The sequence below is a fragment of the Cupriavidus sp. DF5525 genome (assembly GCF_040149425.2).
In the GTDB taxonomy this organism is placed as follows: Bacteria; Pseudomonadota; Gammaproteobacteria; order Burkholderiales; family Burkholderiaceae; genus Cupriavidus; species Cupriavidus pickettii_A.
Map to the genome: position 1 here is coordinate 4,463,156 of NZ_CP168265.1, position 17,722 is coordinate 4,480,877.

The window sequence follows — 17,722 nt, forward strand, 5'->3', positions numbered from 1 at the left end:
AAGCCAGGCGCCAGCAGCGCGACGGCAACCCCATGTCAGTGCTGATGGTCGATATCGACTTCTTCAAGAAGATCAACGACCACTGGGGTCACGGCAGCGGCGACCGCGTGCTCAAGACAATGGCGCAGGCGTTGCGCAACGTGCTGCGCGCAGCCGACCTGCCTGCGCGCCTTGGCGGCGAGGAGTTTGCCGTGATGCTGCCGCAGACCGGCCTGGCCGACGCGGTGCAGACCGCCGAACGCCTGCGCCAGGACATCGCCGGCTGCGTCGTCGAAGCCGAGGCCGACACAAGCCGGCTTCAGCGGGCTGAGCCGTGCTCCGTTGCGTGTGCCTCAGCGTAACAGGAACGCGATGTCCTCCACGCTGATCTGCGAAACCGGGATGCCCTTGCGGCGTTGGAAGAGGATGTGCTGCTGCACGCGGCTGCGCTGCTCGGCGAATGCCGCCGCATCGATCGGCGTACCAAGGCGCATGTAGTGCCGGACCAGCAGCTTGTAGGCGCGGTGCCGCACCTGCATCGCCTCGGCCTCCCCGCGCAGCCGTTTCATCTCCGCCGGGCTGCGGTCGATGGCCTGGTGCAGTTCGTCGACGGTGCGGGCGTGCAGTTCGCGGTAGACATCGCGTTCGGCTTCCGCCTTGTGGAGTTCGTCGCGCAATTCGCGGATCTTGCGCTGCAGCTTCAGCGTCTGCGTGACCGCCTGCTGCATCCGCCCGGCCGCGCCAAGCGCGTGGCTGGCCGCGGCCATGGTGCTCTTCCACAGACCGCGCTCGCTGCCCGCGCCTTCCGGCGGCCAGCGCTTGTCATCCCCGATCAACGTATCCATCAGACCCCCGGTAGAGAAACGATAGCCCTGGGCCGGCGTTGTCCGCTCTATTGGCGCGGCTAGACCGGCTCGGCACGCGCTGCCGGGTGGCAGGGCGTCAGGGAATCGTAGAGATACATATAACGGGTGCCAAGTAGAAGATATTTACTTCTGGATTGTCTGTTGCAAGTTGTGCAAAGGTATTGTCTTGGCGGCCGGACAGCGCCCAATGCAAAAAGCCCGGCTGCAGGAGCCGGGCTTTTCTTGTTCTGGTGGCCTGGGACGGAATCGAACCGCCGACACAAGGATTTTCAATCCTCTGCTCTACCGACTGAGCTACCGGGCCAAAGAAGTGAAACTATAACTGGACTTTTTTGGCCAGTCAAGCGTCATCTGCGTCACTGCCTCATTGTTCGGCAGGCTCGGGCTTGTTGCGGCCCAGTTCGACGCCGAGCTGCTTGAGCTTGCGGTACAGGTGGGTGCGTTCCAGGCCGGTCTTTTCGGCCACGCGGGTCATGCTGCCGTGTTCGCGCAGCAGGTGGTATTCAAAGTAGGCGCGCTCGAACAGGTCGCGCGCTTCGCGCAGCGGCATGTCGAAGGAGAACTGCATCTCGGCCTCGGGCACGCGCGCGGGGCTGCCGTTGGTGGCGGCCTCGGCGGTGGGCTCGGGCGCGGCGCCGACGGTGCCGGCTTCGGCCAAGGGCGCGGTGGCCGGCGCGGCTGCAGCGGCCGGGGCGCTGCGTGGGCGATCGACGGCGCGCGCCAGGCCCTGCTCGACCGCGGACAGCAGCTTCTGCAGCGCGATCGGCTTCTCCAGGAAATTCAGTGCGCCGATCTTGGTCGCCTCGACTGCCGTGTCGATGGTGGCGTGGCCCGACATCATGATGACGGGCATCGTCAGCTGGCCCTGCGCGGACCATTCCTTGAGCAGCGTCACACCATCGGTATCGGGCATCCAGATATCGAGCAGCACGAGGTCAGGCGTGCCGGCCGCGCGGTATTCGCGCGCCTGGTGCGCGTTTTCCGCGAGTTCGACCACGTGGCCTTCGTCGCTGAGGATCTCCGAGAGCAGCTCCCGGATTCCCATTTCGTCATCGACTACGAGGATCGTTGCCATACTTCCCCTCTTAACCCCACCGCAGCGTTCCGGGACCGGACGCCAATGTTGACTATGCCAGCTTAACGAACAGGATCGAGATCTGTGCACCGACGATCTCCGCACCTTCCATGCGATTGCGCAGCTCGATGCGCGCACCGTGTTCGTCAATGATCTTTTTTACCATCGCGAGCCCGAGACCCGTGCCCTTGGCTTTCGTGGTCACATAGGGCTCGAACGCACGGCTCAGGATTCGTGGTGCAAAGCCGGGACCATTGTCCGCAATGGTGAGCTTGACGGCCTGCCGGTTTTCGCCGGCAGAATCTTTGTATTCTACAGTCTCGGTGTTCAGAGTGATATGGGGCGCCGCCCTACCCGCCGCCACGTTCTCCGTGGCCGCATCCTGCGCGTTCTGCAGCAGGTTGTGGATGACCTGGCGCAGTTGCGTGGGATCACCCTTGATTTCAGGCAGGCCCGCGCCCAGCGTCGGATGGATCACCGGGTGCTCGTGCACCGCCGCATCGTCGATGCCGTACAGGTGCAGCACCTCCGCCACCAGGCTGTTGAGCTGCAGCGATTGCAGCACCGCCGGCGGCGTGCGCGCGTAGTCGCGGAAGTCATCGACCATGCGCTTCATCGCCTGCACCTGGTTAACGATCGTGGCCGCGCCGCGCTTCAGCACATCCACGTCGGTGCCTTCCAGCTTGGGCGAGAGCTTCATCTGCAGCCGCTCGGCCGAGAGCTGGATCGGCGTGAGCGGGTTCTTGATCTCGTGGGCGAGGCGCCGCGCCACTTCGCCCCATGCCACTGAGCGTTGAGCGGAAATCACATCGGAAATATCGTCGAACACGACCACATAGCCGGGCTCGTCGCGCTCGCCGCCGGGCAGGCGCGCGCCGCGCACCAGCAGCGTGAGCGGCTGTTCCTCGATGCCTGCATTGCCGTGTGGCAGTTCGATCTGCTTCTGCCAGTGTTCGGCGCCGCCCAGCACCTCGCTGGTGTTCTGGTCCGAGAAGGCCTGGCGCACGATCTCGCCGAAGGGCCCCATGCCAGGGATCTGCTCCACCGGCAGGCCCAGCACCGCGCCAAACGGCTGGCGGAAGATGCGCTCGGCGCCGGGATTGGCGGTGATCAGCACGAAACGGCGGTCGAACACCAGCACGCCCGCGGTCAGGTTCTGCAGCACGCTCTCCAGGTAGGCCTTGGACTGCTCCAGCGCGGCGCGGTTTTCTTCGACGGCCAGGCGCGCCTCGGCCAGCTGTCGCGTCATCTGGTTGAACTGCTGCGTCAGCATGCCGAGTTCATCGCGGCTCTTCAGTTCGCGCTTGGGCGAGAGGTCGCCCTCGGCCACTTCCTTGGTCCCTTGCAGCAGCATCAGCAGCGGCCGCGCCAGCTGTCCGCCCAGCAGCAGCGCCAGCATCACCGCGATAAACACCGCCAGGAACAGCGTCAGCGTCAGCGTGCCGATATACATCTTGCGCAGGCCGGTGCGGCCCAGCGCCTTTTCCTGGTATTCCTGGTACGCGCGCTGGACCTCGTCGGCATTGCGCGCGAGCACCGCCGGCACCGGGTGCAGCACCTGCAGGTAACGCTCTTCGCGCACGGTCTCGCCGACCAGGCCGAAGCCGCTGGAGGGCGATTCTTCCGGTCGGCGCTCGACCGACAGGCCGGAGCCGGCCCAGCGCGACTTCGGTGCCGCGCGCGGCACGCTGGCGCCCTCGACCATGTCCTGCGTCGCGGTCGGCGCCGCGCCCAGCGGGATGATCACGCGCAGCCGGTACAAGTGGCTGCTGTCGACGCGCTCGGCGCCCTGGCCGCTGTCGGTGGATGGGTCGGTGCCGCCCTCCACCGCCGCGAAGCCGCCGGCCAGGCGTGCCTGCTCGGCCAGCACGCCCGAAGGCAGGTCTGGCACCAGCGAGGCATAGTTGCTCGACGCGGTCGCCAGCACGCGGCCGCTGCCGGTGAAGATCGCGGCTTCCTGGATGCCGTACTGCTCGCGCAGCCGGTTCAGCTGCAGCGAGGTGGCTACGCCGGTGGAACCGGAGAGCTGGTCGGCCATCAGCCGCGCCTTGACCTGCAGGTCGGCGAGCGAGCTGTCGATGGTGGAACGGCCCAGGTTCAGGCCCGCCTCGAGCGCGGTTTCCACGCGCACGTCGAACCAGGACTCGATGCTGCGCGAGACGAACTGCAGCGATACCAGGTAGATCAGCACGCCCGGCAGCACGCCCACCACGCCGAAGAACACGGCGAGCTTGGTCATCAGCCGCGTGCCGAACTTGCCGCGGCGATAGCGCAGCCACAGCGTCAGCGCCAGCGCGCCAATGGTCAGCACCAGCAGCGCGCCGATCACCAGGTTCACCTTGAACAGCAGCGTGAAATAGCGATCGAAGAATTCAGTGTTGGCCGACGCGCCGGCCAGCAGTCCCACCAGCACCAGCGCCAGGAAGGCGATGATCCCGGCCACGACGCGGTACAGCACGCGCCGGAACCGGCTGTCCCACAGCGAGGTGTTCATGGCTGGCTCGAGGCGGGCTGCGCCAGCAGCGTGGGCGACAGCGCGGTCGACGCTGCTTGCATGAAGACGGTGCCGCGCGCATCGTTGGCGGCGGCGGGCGCGCCCGGCACCGATGCCGGCGCGGGCACGGCGGGCGAAGCCGGCAGCGGCGGCGATGCGGGAGCCGGGGGCGGTGCGGGCGGCGCAGGCGGTGGCGGCTGCGGCGGCGGTGGTGGCGGTGGTGGCGGTGCCGCGTTGAGGTCCGTCGGCACCGTGTAGGTAAAGCGCCGCCAGTCCGACGCCAGGTTCCAGTCGCGCGTATTGACGGCATTGATCTGGAATGGCTTGGGCAGCTGCGACAGGTCGAGCCGCATGCGCACTTCAGCGTGGTAGCTCTCGCCCGGCTTGACCGCATTGCGCTCGAACACGCGCCAGCCGCGCACGCGCTGGATGAATTGCAGCGCGCTCTTCAGGCGCGTGAACGGCAGCTGCAGGCCGCCGGTGGAGACGCGGTACTGGCGTGTCAGCGGCTGGTACGACAGGCGCACGTTGCGGCTGATGTTGACGGGCTTTTCGTCGAACCAGTACCAGCGCGGACGCGTGAGCTGAAAGTCGACCGCGAAATAGAGGGAGATGCCCTTGTGCAGCGCGTCTTCGAGCGCGGGCGGCAGGTCGAAGTCGAAACTGGCAGCGAGTTCAAAACCGCCATCCTGGTATTCGATGCGCGCTTCGGTGGCTTCGATGACTTGCGCCTGCACCGCAGGCGGCTGCAACAGCAGAGTCGCCAGCGCCAGCACGAGGGCCAGCCACCAGCGCGCCAGTGCGCCACGCCTGGCTGCGCCGTGGTGGGGCGGATGCAGGCGCGCCTTGCCCGCCGTAGTGTCCACGGTCGCGCGGCAGTCTGACAGGCGCGGCATGCTCGGCATCGGATCAGATCAGGCGCGTTTCTGAAAGCGGGCGTAGAAGAAGCCATCGTGATCCGATGGCAGGCTGGCCTGGCCGGCTTCCTTTTCACCTTGTTCGCCAGCCATTTGCGTGGTTCGGGTGCCGGGCAGCAGCTGCCCCGGCGCCTGCAATCGTATCGCATCTGCCAGCTGTGCACCAAACCAGCGCGCCTGCTCCTCGCCTTCCGTTGGGAAAATAGAACAGGTGACGTAGACCAGGATGCCGCCCGGTTTGAGCAGCGGCCACAGCTGCGAGACGATGCGGCGCTGTTCGGTGATCAGCTTGGCGATATCGGTGTCGCGGCGCAGCCAGCGGATATCGGGATGGCGCCGCACGATGCCCGAGGCCGAGCACGGCACGTCGGCCAGGATGCGGTCGAATGGCTGGCCGTCCCACCAGTCTGAGGGCCGGCTGGCATCGCCCACCACGATCTTTGCTTCCCTGCCCAGGCGGGCCAGGTTCTCGCCGATGCGAACGGCGCGTTGCGGGTCGCTCTCCACTGCGGTCACGTCGATATCGGCGAGCTCCAGCAGGTGGCCGGTCTTGCCGCCGGGCGCGGCGCAGGCGTCGAGCACGCGCATGCCGTCGGCCACTTCCAGCAGCGGTGCGGCCAGTTGCGCGCCGGCATCCTGCACCGACACCACGCCTTCGGCAAAGCCCGGCAACTGCGTTACCGGCACTGCGCGGATCAGCCGCACGGCCTGCGGGCCGACCACGGTGCCGGCCAGGCCGGCATTGGCGAGGTCGGTCTGGTATTGCTGGACCGAGGTGCGCGCGGTGTTCACGCGCACCGTCATTGGCGGGCGCACGTTGGCGCTGGCGGCAAGCGTCATCCATTGGTCGGGGTAGGCCTCGCGCAGCATGCGCAGCCACCACGGCGGCAGGTTCCAGCGTGCCTGCTCGTCGCGGTTGACGTCGGCCAGCAGCGCCTTGCGTTCGCGCAGGAAGCGGCGCAGCACCGCATTGACCAGGCCGCGCGCGTGCGCGGTCTTGGGTTCGGAGGCGGCGGCGCTCACCGCCTGGTCGACGACCGTGAAGGTGCTGTAGCCGGGGCGGCCCGCGCCCCCGTCCTGCTGGTCTTTGTCTGCATTGTCCTGCTTGTCGCGCGGGCCCGGCGCGTGTTCCAGCAGCAAGGCCAGCGCCACGGCCAGCAGCGAATCGACCTGCGCGCCGGGCGGGCGCGTGACCAGCTTCGTCACCAGCGCGCGCGCGGTGCCGAACTGGCGCATGGTGCGATAGGCGATGTCCTGCAGCGCACCGCGCGTGGCAGCATCGCGCACGCGGTCCAGGCGCAGCTGCGCAGCGGCGTCCTCGATCGCCTGCGGCAAGGCGGTGCCTTCGCTGACGGCACGTACCGCGGCGGCGGCGCCGAGCATCTGGAAGGCAAGCGAATCGGGAGGCAGGCGCATATCGGTCAGGCAGCAGCTAAGGCAGTAAAGTGAGTGGTGGGATCGCGCCGCACGGCGCGGGCCATGAAAAAGCCCGCCGGTCCATGCGGAAACAGCGGGCAGTTTACCCTGTGCGCGGGCCGGGGCCGGTTTTCCGGCCAGCGGGCAGAGGCGATCAGGCCGGGTACGTACCCGTCTGCGCCATCTGCATCAGGCGTGCGATGCGCTCCTCGGTGGCCGGGTGGGTCGAGAACAGGTTGGCGATGGCGCCGCCCGACAGCGGGTTCATGATCATCATCTGCGCCGTGGCCGGGTGCTCCTCGGCCGCCTGGAACGGGATGCCCTGCGCGTAGCGGTGGATCTTGTCCAGCGCGCTGGCCAGCGCCTGCGGGTCGCCGCAGATCTCGGCACCGCCGCGGTCGGCTTCGAATTCACGCGCGCGCGAGATCGCCATCTGGATCAGCGAGGCCGCCAGCGGCGCCAGGATCGCCACGGCAATGCTGGCGATCGGGTTGCTGCGGTTGCCGTTCTCGTCGCGCCCGCCAAAGAACATCGCCATATTGGCCAGCGCGGAAATGGCACCGGCCATGGTCGCGGCGATGGTCGAGGTCAGGATGTCGCGGTGGCGCACGTGCGCCAGTTCATGCGCCATCACCCCCCGCAGTTCGCGCTCGGACAGCACGCGCAGGATGCCGGTGGTGGCGGCCACGGCAGCGTGTTCCGGGTTGCGGCCGGTGGCAAACGCGTTGGGCGCGTCTTCATTGATCAGGTACACGCGCGGCATCGGCAGCCCAGCGCGCTGCGCCAGCTCCTGCACCATGCCGTAGAACTGCGGCGCGCTGCCGGCGTCGACTTCCTGCGCGTTGTACATGCGCAGGACCATCTTGTCCGAGAACCAGTAGGAGAAGAAGTTCATGCCCAGCGCGATCAGCAGCGCCAACATCATGCCGCTGCGCCCGCCGATCATGCCGCCGATGACGATGAACAGCGCCGTGATGGCCGCCATCAGCATGAAGGTCTTGACCCAGTTGAACATTGCGGTGATCTCCGTGTAATCGCGAATCGCGTGACTCGCGCCCGGCCGGGAAAGCTGGCGCGATGACCGTTAGATAGGGGCCGATACCGGAAAATTCAACGGTTGGGCGAGGTCCGGGCCTTGCGCGCCACGCGATGGCGAGCCGCGCACCCGGCGCGATGCGTAGCGTGTCTGCCGGGCGATCCCGCCAGCACTTGCGCCACCTGGCCGCCTGATTATGCCTGTGCCGTCCCGTCCCCGGGCACCGCGCAGCGCGCACCCGGCACCAGCGGCATGCCCTGCAGGAACTGCTGCGCGGGCTGGCGGCGCCCGCCCGGCCTCTGCAGCTCGGTGACCAGCAGCGCGCTGCTGTCGCCGCAGGCGATGAGGATGCCGGCGGCATCGGCCGCGAGTACCGTACCAGGCGAATGCGGCAGGCTGCTGGCCGCGGCAAGCGGCGCGGCCTGCCAGCACTTGATCACGGTGTCGCCGACCTGCACCGTCGCCCCCGGGAACGGATTGAACGCGCGCACCTGGTTGGCCAGTTCCACGGCCGGGCGGCGCAGGTCCAGCGGCGCCTCGTCCTTGGCGATCTTATCGGCGTAGGTGACGCCCTCTTCCGGCTGCGGCGTAGCGGTCAGCGTCTGGCCCGCGGCCAGCGCCGTCAGCCCCTCGACGATCATGCGCGCGCCCAGCGCGGCCAGCGTGTCGTGCAGCGTGCCGGTGGTGTCCTCGGGGCCGATCGGCACCGCTTCGCGCGTGAGCATGTCGCCGGTGTCCAGGCCCTCGTCCATCTGCATCAGCGTGATGCCGGTCTCGGCATCGCCCGCCTCGATGGCGCGGTGGATCGGCGCCGCGCCGCGCCAGCGCGGCAGCAGCGAGCCATGGATATTGAGGCAGCCCAGGCGCGGCAGCGCCAGCACCTCGGCCGGCAGGATCAGGCCGTAGGCGGCCACCACCATCACGTCGGGCGCGATCTCAGCCAGTGTGTCCACCGCGGCCGCGGCTTCTTCCGGGTACTTGCCCTGGCGGCGCAGCGAGCGCGGCTGCAGCACCGGGCCGAGCCCGTTGGCGGCGGCGTACTGCTTGACCGGGCTGGCCTGCAGCTGCATGCCGCGGCCGGCGGGACGGTCCGGCTGCGTGAGCACGGCCACGACGGGAAAGCCGGCTGCGTGGATGGCTTCAAGCGCGACGCGCGCGAACTCGGGCGTGCCGGCAAAGGCGACACGCAGGGATCTGGCTTGGGAGGCTTTCGACATGGCAGGTTCCGGGCTTGCTGGCATCAGGACCGGTGGGCCCTAAAGCAGAACCGGCCGCTATAGCGGCCGGTACCTTCGTTCTTCGGAAGTCATAAAGATAACAGACCCCCGCGCGGGGGCCATGCGCCGGTGGCTGGATTCCGGCGGGCTGTTACATCTTTGTGAGGGGCGCCGCTTACATGCGCGTGCGTTCGCGCTTCTGCAGCTTGCTCTTGATGCGATTGAGCTTGAGCGGCGACAGGTACTCGACAAACACCTTGCCGCGCAGGTGATCGATCTCGTGCTGGATGCACACGGCCAGCAGGTCGTCGGCGTCAAGCTCGAAGGTCTCGCTCTTCTCGTTGAGCGCGCGCACGCGCACGCGGTCCGGGCGCTCGACGCGGTCGTAGACCTCGGGCACCGACAGGCAGCCCTCTTCCCACACCTTGCGGTTCTCGCTGGCCCAGATGATCTCCGGGTTGATAAAGACCTGGAGCTGGTCGCGCGTCTCGGAGACGTCGATCACCACCACCTGCTCGTGCACGTTGACCTGGGTGGCGGCCAGCCCGATGCCAGGCGCTTCATACATGGTTTCAGCCATGTCCTTGACCAGCTGGCGGATGCGGTCGTCCACCGCGGCCACGGGTTTGGCAACGGTGTGCAGGCGGGGATCGGGGTAAGTCAGGATGTCGAGTTTTGCCATGATGCTAGGGCGCAACGCCGGGCGCTGCCGGCGCACCGGTCGCGTTGCGGCGGCCAGTGTTTACATGCAGAATCGGGGCGCAAGTACAAAAATTCAAGGCGCGCCGCAGCAGGCACGCTCTCCCGGGTCAATCCGGCCGAACCACCGGCTGGTCAGGAAAATGCGCGATCTTACCAAAGAACACCAGGCGGCGTCGGGCCGCAGGCTGCACGCGTTCACCCTCCTCTTGCTGAGTGCTGCCGGCCTCACAGCCGCGGCCAGCCTGCCGGCATTGGCAGCGGACCTCACGGTCACGCCAGCGCAGCAGGCCGAGGCCCAGCGCACCGCCCAGCAGGGCATCCCCGTTTCAGAACTCGCCCCCAGTGCGCCGTCGCAGTACACCGTGCGCACCGGCGACACGCTGTGGGGGATCTCGGGCCGCTACCTGCGCCAGCCCTGGCGCTGGCCCGAGTTGTGGGGCATGAACCAGCAGCAGATCCGCAACCCGCACCTGATCTATCCAGGCCAGATCCTGTACCTGATCCAGCGTGACGGCCGCGCCTGGCTGTCGACCACGCCTGGGGGCAGCGGCACGGTGCACCTGTCGCCACGCACGCGCGGCGGCGACGCCGACAGCGCCGCCATCCTGAGCATCCCCGCCGGCGATATCGAGCCTTTCCTGATCCGCCCGCTGGTGGTCGACGAAGGCACGCTCGCCACCTCCGCACGCATCGTCGCGGTGCCCGAGTCGCGCGTGTACCTGGGCCGCGACGACAATGCCTACGCGCGCGGCATCGCCGTCGACGCGCCGCCGGGCAGCGACTGGCAGGCCTACCGCCCGGTCACCCCGGTGCGCGACCCCGTCACCAACGCCGTGCTCGGCTACGAAGCCGAGTACGAAGGCAACGCCCGCCTGGCGCGCGGTGCGCAGGGCCCGGACGCGGTGTCGACGCTGCAGGTCACCCAAGCCCAGCAGGAGATGGGGGTGGGCACGATGCTGATGCCGCAGCCCGCGCGCGAAGCGGTGCGCTACGTGCCGCACGCGCCCGACGCCGAGGTCGACGGCCGCGTCGCCAAGGTCTTCGGCGGCGTGCAGTACGGCGGCGCCAAGCAGGTGGTGGTGCTCAACGTCGGCAGCAAGGCGGGTCTCGAACCCGGGCAGGTGCTGGCGTTGTCGCGCGCCGGCGAGATCGTGCACGACAAGACCGACAGCAACCGCAACATCCGCCTGCCGGACGAACGCTACGGGCTGGCCTTTGTCTTCCGCGTGTTCCCTGGCGTGGCGTACGCGCTGGTGACCGACGCCTCCAACGTGATCGCGGTGGGCGATCGCGCCACCTCGCCACGCTGAGCCGGCCTTGCTCGCAACCTGGCTGGCGGCCGCCGCTGCTCCAGGCGACGCCGCCGCCGGTCCGGGGCGGCGCGACAGTACGCGCGACCCCGATGACGTGATGGCGTGGCTGCGGCTGGCCTGCGCGCCCGGGGTCGGCCCGGTGGCCGCGCGCCTGCTGCTGGCCGCGTTCGGGCTGCCGCAGCAAGTGCTGGCGCAGAGCGTCGAGGCGCTGTCCTCGGTGGTGCCGCAGAAGCAGGCGCGTGCGGTGCTGGCCGCGCCCGGCGCGGCGCTGTCGGGGCTGGCCGCGCGCACGCTGGCCTGGCTCGACACGCCCGGCAACCATCTCGTCACGCTGGCTGACGACGCCTATCCCCGTCGGCTGTTCGACCTGCCCGATCCGCCGCCGCTGCTATATATCAAAGGCGATCCCGCGCTGCTGGCGCGCCCCGCGGTGGCCATCGTCGGCGCGCGCGGCGCCACCCCACCCGCCCAGCCGGGCCGACCGGACTTTTCTGACTTTGCCGACCCTTCCGACCCCCTGCTGGCCGCACTCGGCTACGATCCCGTTACGCTGGACGCGCTGTGCGAGCGCAGCGGCCAGCCCCCGGAAGCCGTCGCCGCGCGCCTGCTCGAGCTGGAACTGGCCGGCCACGCCGAGCGTCTACCGGGAAACCTGTTCCGCCGCCTTGGCTGAGCCGCCCGCGAGGCGTCCCGAGGGGGCCGGTGCGCAATACCGATACAATCGCCGGCTGTCCGCGTGCCGCGGGCGCCTCATGTTTCCGATGCCATGACCGTTTACTTCCCCGAGCGTGATGCCGACGCCATCGCCGAGTGCCTGGCGGCGCGGCCGCAGGGCCGCCTGGTTGCCTGCCTGTGCGCGCAGTGGTGCGGCACGTGCCGGGACTACCTGCCGGCGCTGACGGCCCTGGCCGGGCGCCATCCGGAGGATTGCTTCGTCTGGATCGACATCGAGACGCATGCGGACGCGCTCGGCGATGTCGATATCGAGAACTTCCCGACGGTGCTGGTGCAGCCGGCGTCGGGCGGCACGCCGCAGTTCTATGGCACGCTCCTGCCGCATATCGAGGTGCTGGAGCGTATGCTGACGCGCGGCGCAGCGATGCCGGCAAGTGCCGACGATGTGCCGCAAGTGCTGGACTGGTTACTTGCCGGAAGCCGTGGTGCCGCCTAGGTTAAGTTCTGGCGGCGCGGTAAGCCGCGACGGGGCTTGCTTGCACCGCCGTTGATACCGCGCTTATTATTGGCGCCTCAAAGCCTCCCGGCGTTCTGATTACTTCGTTTGCAGTGCATTAGCGGGTTGCCGGAAGCGGCTCGCAAGGACCCTTTCCAATGTCAAAAGCCCTCATCATCGCGGAAAAGCCGTCGGTCGCGGCGGATATCGCCCGTGCCCTCGGGGGGTTTACCAAGCACGACGAATATTTCGAGAGCGACGACTACGTGCTGTCCTCGGCAGTCGGCCACCTGGTCGAGATCGCCGCTCCGGACGAATACGAGGTCAAGCGCGGCAAGTGGAGCTTTGCCAACCTGCCGGTAATCCCGCCGCATTTCGACCTGCGCCCGATCCCCAAAACCGAGTCGCGCCTGAAGGTGCTCAACCGCCTGATCAAGCGCAAGGACGTCACCGCGCTGATCAACGCCTGCGACGCGGGGCGCGAAGGCGAGCTGATCTTCCGCCTGATCGCGCAGCAGGCCAAGGCCAAGCAGCCGGTGCGCCGGCTGTGGCTGCAGTCGATGACGCAGCAGGCGATCCGCGACGGCTTTGCCAGCCTGCGTGAAGACGAAGACATGCTGCCGCTGGCCGATGCCGCGCGCTGCCGCTCCGAGGCCGACTGGCTGGTCGGCATCAACGGCACCCGCGCCATGACCGCCTTCAACAGCAAGGGCGGCGGCTTCTTCCTGACCACCGTGGGCCGCGTGCAGACGCCGACGCTGTCGATCGTGGTGGAGCGCGAAGAGAAGATCAAGCACTTCGTGCCGCGCGACTACTGGGAAGTGCACGCCGAGTTCATCGCCGCCGCCGGCCTGTATGAAGGCCGCTGGTTCGATCCCAAGTTCAAGAAGAACGAGTTCGATCCCGAGGCACGCGAGTCGCGCCTGTGGAGCGAGGCCGAGGCCAAGAGCATCGTCGCCGCCTGCCGCGACAAGACCGGCACGGTCACCGAGGAATCCAAGCCGTCGACGCAGCAGTCGCCGGCGCTGTTCGACCTGACCACGCTGCAGCGCGAGGCCAACTCGCGCTTCGGCTTCTCCGCCAAGAACACGCTGGGCCTGGCGCAGGCGCTGTATGAGAAGCACAAGGTCCTGACCTACCCGCGTACCGACGCGCGCGCGCTGCCCGAGGACTACCTGGACACGGTCAAGCAGACCATGGACATGCTGGCCGACAGCTCGCCCAACTACCTGCCGCATGCCAAGAAGATCCTGGCGCAGGGCTGGGTACGGCCGAACAAGCGCATCTTCGACAACAGCAAGATCAGCGACCACTTCGCCATCATCCCGACGCTGCAGGCGCCCAAGAACCTGTCCGAGCCCGAGCAGAAGCTGTACGACCTGGTGGTGCGCCGCTTCCTGGCGGTGTTCTTCCCGGCGGCCGAGTTCCAGGTCACGACCCGCATCACGGAAGTTGCCGGCCACCACTTCAAGACCGAAGGCAAGGTGCTGGTCAACGCGGGCTGGCTGGTGATCTACGGCCGCGAGGCGCAGGGCGACAAGGACGCCGCAAACCTGGTGCCGGTGGCCAAGGACGAGAAGGTCAAGACCGACAAGGTCGAGAGCGTCGGCCTCACGACCAAGCCGCCCGCGCGCTACAACGAAGCCACGCTGCTGTCCGCCATGGAAGGCGCCGGCAAGCTGGTGGACGACGACGCGCTGCGCGAGGCCATGGCCGGCAAGGGTCTGGGCACGCCGGCCACGCGTGCGGCCATCATCGAAGGCCTGCTGACGGAAAAGTACCTGGTGCGCGAAGGCCGCGAACTGATACCGACCGCGAAGGCGTTCCAGCTCATGACGCTCTTGCGCGGCCTGGGCGTGCAGGAACTGACGCAGGCCGAGCTGACCGGCGAGTGGGAACACAAGCTCTCGCAGATCGAGCGTGGGCGCCTGAAGCGCGACGAGTTCATGCTCGAGATCGCGCAGATGACGCAGCAGATCGTCAAGCGCGCCAAGGAGTACGACAGCGACACCATCCCGGGCGACTACGCCACGCTGGACACGCCGTGCCCGCAGTGCGGCGGGCAGGTCAAGGAGAACTACCGCCGCTTTGCCTGCACCGCGTGCGAGTTCTCGATCAGCAAGATCCCGGGCGGGCGCCAGTTCGAGATCGATGAGGTCGAGGAACTGCTGCTTAAGAAGGAGATCGGTCCGCTGCAGGGCTTCCGCAGCAAGATGGGCCGCCCGTTCGCGGCCATCCTGAAGCTGGCCAAGGACGACGAAGGCCATTACAAGATGGAATTCGACTTCGGCCAGAACGACGAGGAAGGCGACGGCGAGCCGGTCGACTTCAGCGGCCAGGAGCCGGTGGGCACCTGCCCGAAGTGCGGCGGCGCCGTGTTCGAGCACGGCATGAAGTACGTCTGCGAGAACAGCGTGGCCAGCCCCAAGAGCTGCGACTTCACCACCGGCAAGATCATCCTGCAGCAGGAGATCAGCCGCGAGCAGATCGGCAAGCTGCTCAACGACGGCAAGACCGACCTGCTGACCGGCTTCAAGTCGTCGCGCACGGGCCGCAACTTCAAGGCCTTCCTGGTCAAGCAGCCGGACGGCAAGATCGGCTTCGAGTTCGAGGCACGCGAGCCCAAGGCGGGCGCCAAGACGGCGGCGAAGACCGCCGCCAAGCCGGCTTCGCGCGGCGCGGCCGAGGCCGAGGCCGAGGCGGCGCCAGCCACCAAGACGGCCGCCAAGACCGCGGCAACCAAGACGGCAGCGACCAAGGCACCGGCCAAGAAGGCGGCGGCCACCAAGACCGCAGCCAAGAAGGCACCCGCCAAGACCCCAGCGGCGAAGAAGTCTCGCGCCGCGGCTGCCGGCGAATAAGCGCCACAGCGCCTGTCAGCGCCCCGAAAGCAAAAGCGCCCGGCATGTCCGGGCGCTTTTGCCTTGCTGGCTGGCTACGGCGTGGCGTCAGGTCCGCACGGCCTGGGCATCACGTCCAGGGGCCGGCTCAGGCTGTGTCTCCCTGCCGCGCACCTGCCCTTCTTCCAGCAGGAAGTCGATAAAGGCGCGTACCTTGGTCGGCAGGAACTTGCGGCTGGGATACACCACGCTGACATCGCGCCGCGGCAGCTGGTATTGCGGCAGTACATGCACCAGCTTGCCGGATTCGATGTTCGGGCGCGCCAGGTACGAGGACAGCATCGCCACGCCCATGTCGGCCAGCGCCGCCTGGTGTGCCAGCTCGGCGTCGTTGCACAGCAGCCCCGGGCGGATCGGCACGGTCACCTCGCCCTCGGGGCCCAGCAGCGTCCATTCATGCTCGACATTGGGCAGCCGCATGGCGATGCAGCGGTGGTGGGTCAGTTCATGGGCATGGCGCAGCGGCGCGTGCGCGGCCACGTAGCCGGGTGAGGCACACAGGATCACCTCGGCCGACAGCAGCGGGCGCGCCACCAGGTGCGAACCCAGGCCCAGGTCGGACAGCATCACGGCCACGTCGCGGCCTTCTTCGACGATATCGACATTGCGGTCCGACAGGATCACGTCGAACACCACATCCGGGTATTGCTGCTGAAAGCGCGCAAGCAGATCGGGCAGCAGGTGCAGCCCGAACATCACGGGTGTGACCAGCCGCAGCGTGCCCGACAGCGACTGGCTGCGCGCGGTGACCACGCTCTCGGCTTCTTCCACGTCTTCCAGGATCTGCTGGCAGCGCTGCAGGTAGGTCTCGCCGGCGTCGGTCAGCGACAGGCTGCGCGTGGTGCGGTTAAGCAGGCGCGTACCGAGGTGGCTTTCCAGGTCGGCCACGTAGCGCGTGACCACCGCATTGGACATTTCCAGCTGCTGCGCTGCACGCGCGAAGCTTCCCAACTCCACCACCTTGGAAAACACACGCATCGATTGCAGGCGATCCATGACATAGTCTCCCGGTTCTGCGCTGAATTTTTACGCAATCAGCTTGCTTTATTGTTCGAAGTAAAACTAATCATTGTGGCTCCTGATATTTATTGATATGAGGGAAATGCCTAATATCTAGCCATTGGATGCCGCAACGCAACATAGTCTTTCGTCGAAGTGACGGCTCAGGCATCCGCGCTACACAGAAGGCTGAACCATGAAAACCAACCGCTACGCCCTGATCACTGTCGCTACCCTCGTCGCCGCCCTGTCGGCCGCACCGGCCTTTGCCAAGAACGGCAAGTTCGACGTCTACAGCGACGGCGCCAAGGTGGGCAAGTTCGACCCGTACACCGACGGTGCCAAGGCCGGCAAGTTTGACGCCTTCACCGACGGCGCCCGTGCCGGCAAGTTCGACGCCTTTACCGACGGCGCCAAGTACGAAACCACTACCGATCGCGCGCCGCTCTGAGCGGCCACCCTCCTGCGCCGCGCAGCCACTGCCAGCGGCACCTGCAAGCGCGATCCGGGGTCGCTCCCTCCCCAAGGGCGGCCCCTTCTGTTTCAACCTGGTCTCCACAGGTCTTTAGGAGAGTGCCCCCGACGGCCTCTCCCACTTTATTGGAGAAGAAGCCCGCTCCGGCCGTCGCCGGTTGCGGGCTTCTTTGTTTCAGCTCCCGGCAGGCGGGCGAGGTAGTTCGAACGATTATGCCAGACGCCGCAAATGAAAAACGGGCCATTCCGGCCCGTTCCCTTTACCGCTGCTGCGACTTAATCGTGGTCGTGGTGGCGGTGGTGGTGATGCCTGTGCTTCTTGCGCTTGTAGTGGCTCTTGTAATAGCCGTGGTGGTGGTCATTTTCGTACGAGTTGCTGCGCGAGATATTGCCGCCCAGCGCGGCACCCGCACCGCCACCCAGGCCGGCACCGATCAGGCCGCCGGTGCGGCCGCCCATGGCGTTGCCCGCCGCGGTACCGGCACCGCCACCCAGCGCGCCGCCGATGATGGCGCCCGTGCGCTCGCGGCGGTTGGACGTCACTGCGCCGCCGGCGCCGCCACCCACTGCACCACCGATCACCGCGCCGGTGCTGCCGCCCAGCGCGCCGCCCACCGCGGCACCGGCGACACCGCCGAGTGCGCCGCCCAGGGCGTTGTTCATGTCGCCCGCGAAGGCTGGCAGCGCGCTGGCCGCCAGGGCGAGGGCAATAGTCAGGTTGCGAACGGGATGGCGAGTCATATGTTTTTTCCTCGAATTGCCATGATGTGACGCAAGTGTAGATAAGGAGCCCTACCCTTGCTGTAACTACCTGTAAAGCCCTGTAACCCTCTACAGAAACAGCCTCCGTGGGTTACAAATGCGCGGCGAAAATACAACACTTAATAAAAAGACAGGCGATCGTGTGATCGCCTGTCTGCTTTGTCTGCAGCCCACCATCGGCGGGCCGCGTGTCAGCGTGTGCTCAGCAGCACTTGCCCTGCCCGCCGCCGTAGCGTGCCTCCTGGCGCTCGCGGAAGAATTCCTCGTAGCTCATCGGCTCACGGTCCGGGTGGGTGCTTTCCATGTGGGCCACATAGGTCTGGTAGTCAGGCAGCCCGACCATCAGCCGCAGCGACTGCCCCAGGTAGCGCCCCATGGTTCCGAGTTGTTCCAGCATGGCG

17 protein-coding genes and 1 tRNA gene are annotated in these 17,722 nt (G+C 67.5%); 6 read left to right on the plus strand and 12 right to left on the minus strand.

Annotation, left to right across the window (positions count from 1 at the left end; all coding sequences use genetic code 11):
- Positions 1–32 precede the first annotated feature (32 nt).
- Complete coding sequence (locus ABNX08_RS20880; RefSeq protein ID WP_349608356.1) at positions 33–341, plus strand: diguanylate cyclase; 309 nt, start codon at positions 33–35, stop codon at positions 339–341.
- On the opposite strand, the gene ABNX08_RS20885 is transcribed toward ABNX08_RS20880, so the two are convergent.
- The 9 genes from ABNX08_RS20885 to def form a co-directional block, all read right to left on the minus strand.
- Positions 333–824 carry a hypothetical protein gene (locus ABNX08_RS20885; protein ID WP_349608358.1) on the minus strand — a complete coding sequence of 164 codons (492 nt, stop codon included), beginning with the start codon at positions 822–824 and terminating at the stop codon, positions 333–335. The two genes, ABNX08_RS20880 and ABNX08_RS20885, sit on opposite strands and share 9 nt — an antisense overlap.
- 249 nt (positions 825–1,073) lie before the next feature.
- Positions 1,074–1,149: transfer RNA gene (locus tag ABNX08_RS20890), tRNA-Phe, on the minus strand.
- 60 nt (positions 1,150–1,209) lie between these two features.
- Complete coding sequence (locus tag ABNX08_RS20895) at positions 1,210–1,920, minus strand: response regulator (RefSeq protein WP_022537053.1); 711 nt, start codon at positions 1,918–1,920, stop codon at positions 1,210–1,212.
- 52 nt (positions 1,921–1,972) lie between these two features.
- Positions 1,973–4,414: a PAS domain-containing sensor histidine kinase gene (locus ABNX08_RS20900; protein ID WP_022537054.1), complete on the minus strand. Its 2,442-nt coding sequence runs from the start codon at positions 4,412–4,414 to the stop codon at positions 1,973–1,975.
- Positions 4,411–5,319 (minus strand): DUF4390 domain-containing protein, encoded by a 909-nt coding sequence (locus tag ABNX08_RS20905; RefSeq protein WP_349608360.1) that lies wholly within the window; start codon positions 5,317–5,319, stop codon positions 4,411–4,413. Before ABNX08_RS20905 ends, ABNX08_RS20900 begins: the two co-directional genes overlap by 4 nt.
- 9 nt (positions 5,320–5,328) lie before the next feature.
- Positions 5,329–6,747, minus strand: coding sequence for a 16S rRNA (cytosine(967)-C(5))-methyltransferase RsmB (gene rsmB, locus ABNX08_RS20910; protein ID WP_349608362.1), 1,419 nt, complete (start codon positions 6,745–6,747; stop codon positions 5,329–5,331).
- A 154-nt stretch (positions 6,748–6,901) separates the two neighbouring features.
- Complete coding sequence (gene htpX / locus ABNX08_RS20915) at positions 6,902–7,762, minus strand: zinc metalloprotease HtpX (protein WP_022537057.1); 861 nt, start codon at positions 7,760–7,762, stop codon at positions 6,902–6,904.
- A 215-nt stretch (positions 7,763–7,977) separates the two neighbouring features.
- Entirely contained in the window at positions 7,978–9,000 is a 1,023-nt protein-coding gene (gene fmt / locus ABNX08_RS20920; protein WP_022537058.1) for a methionyl-tRNA formyltransferase, read from the minus strand.
- A gap of 175 nt (positions 9,001–9,175) precedes the next feature.
- Positions 9,176–9,682: a peptide deformylase gene (gene def, locus ABNX08_RS20925; RefSeq protein WP_349608365.1), complete on the minus strand. Its 507-nt coding sequence runs from the start codon at positions 9,680–9,682 to the stop codon at positions 9,176–9,178.
- Positions 9,683–9,842: 160 nt separating this feature from the next.
- Here def and ABNX08_RS20930 point away from each other — a divergent pair, with 160 nt between their 5' ends.
- From ABNX08_RS20930 to ABNX08_RS20945, 4 genes are all read left to right on the plus strand, one after another.
- Complete coding sequence (locus ABNX08_RS20930; protein WP_022537060.1) at positions 9,843–11,012, plus strand: LysM peptidoglycan-binding domain-containing protein; 1,170 nt, start codon at positions 9,843–9,845, stop codon at positions 11,010–11,012.
- A gap of 7 nt (positions 11,013–11,019) precedes the next feature.
- Positions 11,020–11,688, plus strand: a complete 669-nt coding sequence (locus tag ABNX08_RS20935; protein ID WP_374063632.1) for a DNA-processing protein DprA — start codon at positions 11,020–11,022, stop codon at positions 11,686–11,688.
- A 93-nt stretch (positions 11,689–11,781) separates the two neighbouring features.
- Positions 11,782–12,186: a thioredoxin family protein gene (locus ABNX08_RS20940; RefSeq protein WP_349608367.1), complete on the plus strand. Its 405-nt coding sequence runs from the start codon at positions 11,782–11,784 to the stop codon at positions 12,184–12,186.
- Positions 12,187–12,344: 158 nt separating this feature from the next.
- On the plus strand, positions 12,345–15,047 hold the full coding sequence (locus tag ABNX08_RS20945; protein ID WP_022537063.1) for a DNA topoisomerase III: 2,703 nt from the start codon (positions 12,345–12,347) through the stop codon (positions 15,045–15,047).
- Positions 15,048–15,134: 87 nt separating this feature from the next.
- On the opposite strand, the gene ABNX08_RS20950 is transcribed toward ABNX08_RS20945, so the two are convergent.
- Entirely contained in the window at positions 15,135–16,082 is a 948-nt protein-coding gene (locus tag ABNX08_RS20950; RefSeq protein WP_022537064.1) for a LysR family transcriptional regulator, read from the minus strand.
- Positions 16,083–16,281: 199 nt separating this feature from the next.
- On the opposite strand from ABNX08_RS20950, the gene ABNX08_RS20955 reads away from it, so the two are divergent.
- The gene (locus ABNX08_RS20955; protein WP_022537065.1) at positions 16,282–16,536 is read left to right on the plus strand and encodes a hypothetical protein; all 255 of its coding nucleotides are present in this window, start codon (positions 16,282–16,284) and stop codon (positions 16,534–16,536) included.
- A gap of 299 nt (positions 16,537–16,835) precedes the next feature.
- Here the strand turns inward: ABNX08_RS20955 and ABNX08_RS20960 are convergent, their stop codons facing one another.
- On the minus strand, positions 16,836–17,300 hold the full coding sequence (locus ABNX08_RS20960) for a hypothetical protein (protein WP_022537066.1): 465 nt from the start codon (positions 17,298–17,300) through the stop codon (positions 16,836–16,838).
- A 223-nt stretch (positions 17,301–17,523) separates the two neighbouring features.
- Positions 17,524–17,718, minus strand: coding sequence for a YbdD/YjiX family protein (locus ABNX08_RS20965; RefSeq protein ID WP_010811333.1), 195 nt, complete (start codon positions 17,716–17,718; stop codon positions 17,524–17,526).
- Positions 17,719–17,722 lie beyond the last annotated feature (4 nt).

What these genes read in the sequence shown, in the direction of transcription:
- ABNX08_RS20880 (WP_349608356.1), top strand. Translation starts at nt 33, where the DNA reads ATGTCAGTGCTGATGGTCGATATCGACTTCTTCAAGAAGATCAACGAC.
- ABNX08_RS20885 (WP_349608358.1), bottom strand. Translation starts at nt 824, where the DNA reads ATGGATACGTTGATCGGGGATGACAAGCGCTGGCCGCCGGAAGGCGCG.
- ABNX08_RS20895 (WP_022537053.1), bottom strand. Translation starts at nt 1,920, where the DNA reads ATGGCAACGATCCTCGTAGTCGATGACGAAATGGGAATCCGGGAGCTG.
- ABNX08_RS20900 (WP_022537054.1), bottom strand. Translation starts at nt 4,414, where the DNA reads ATGAACACCTCGCTGTGGGACAGCCGGTTCCGGCGCGTGCTGTACCGC.
- ABNX08_RS20905 (WP_349608360.1), bottom strand. Translation starts at nt 5,319, where the DNA reads ATGCCGAGCATGCCGCGCCTGTCAGACTGCCGCGCGACCGTGGACACT.
- rsmB (WP_349608362.1), bottom strand. Translation starts at nt 6,747, where the DNA reads ATGCGCCTGCCTCCCGATTCGCTTGCCTTCCAGATGCTCGGCGCCGCC.
- htpX (WP_022537057.1), bottom strand. Translation starts at nt 7,762, where the DNA reads ATGTTCAACTGGGTCAAGACCTTCATGCTGATGGCGGCCATCACGGCG.
- fmt (WP_022537058.1), bottom strand. Translation starts at nt 9,000, where the DNA reads ATGTCGAAAGCCTCCCAAGCCAGATCCCTGCGTGTCGCCTTTGCCGGC.
- def (WP_349608365.1), bottom strand. Translation starts at nt 9,682, where the DNA reads ATGGCAAAACTCGACATCCTGACTTACCCCGATCCCCGCCTGCACACC.
- ABNX08_RS20930 (WP_022537060.1), top strand. Translation starts at nt 9,843, where the DNA reads ATGCGCGATCTTACCAAAGAACACCAGGCGGCGTCGGGCCGCAGGCTG.
- ABNX08_RS20940 (WP_349608367.1), top strand. Translation starts at nt 11,782, where the DNA reads ATGACCGTTTACTTCCCCGAGCGTGATGCCGACGCCATCGCCGAGTGC.
- ABNX08_RS20945 (WP_022537063.1), top strand. Translation starts at nt 12,345, where the DNA reads ATGTCAAAAGCCCTCATCATCGCGGAAAAGCCGTCGGTCGCGGCGGAT.
- ABNX08_RS20950 (WP_022537064.1), bottom strand. Translation starts at nt 16,082, where the DNA reads ATGGATCGCCTGCAATCGATGCGTGTGTTTTCCAAGGTGGTGGAGTTG.
- ABNX08_RS20955 (WP_022537065.1), top strand. Translation starts at nt 16,282, where the DNA reads ATGAAAACCAACCGCTACGCCCTGATCACTGTCGCTACCCTCGTCGCC.
- ABNX08_RS20960 (WP_022537066.1), bottom strand. Translation starts at nt 17,300, where the DNA reads ATGACTCGCCATCCCGTTCGCAACCTGACTATTGCCCTCGCCCTGGCG.
- ABNX08_RS20965 (WP_010811333.1), bottom strand. Translation starts at nt 17,718, where the DNA reads ATGCTGGAACAACTCGGAACCATGGGGCGCTACCTGGGGCAGTCGCTG.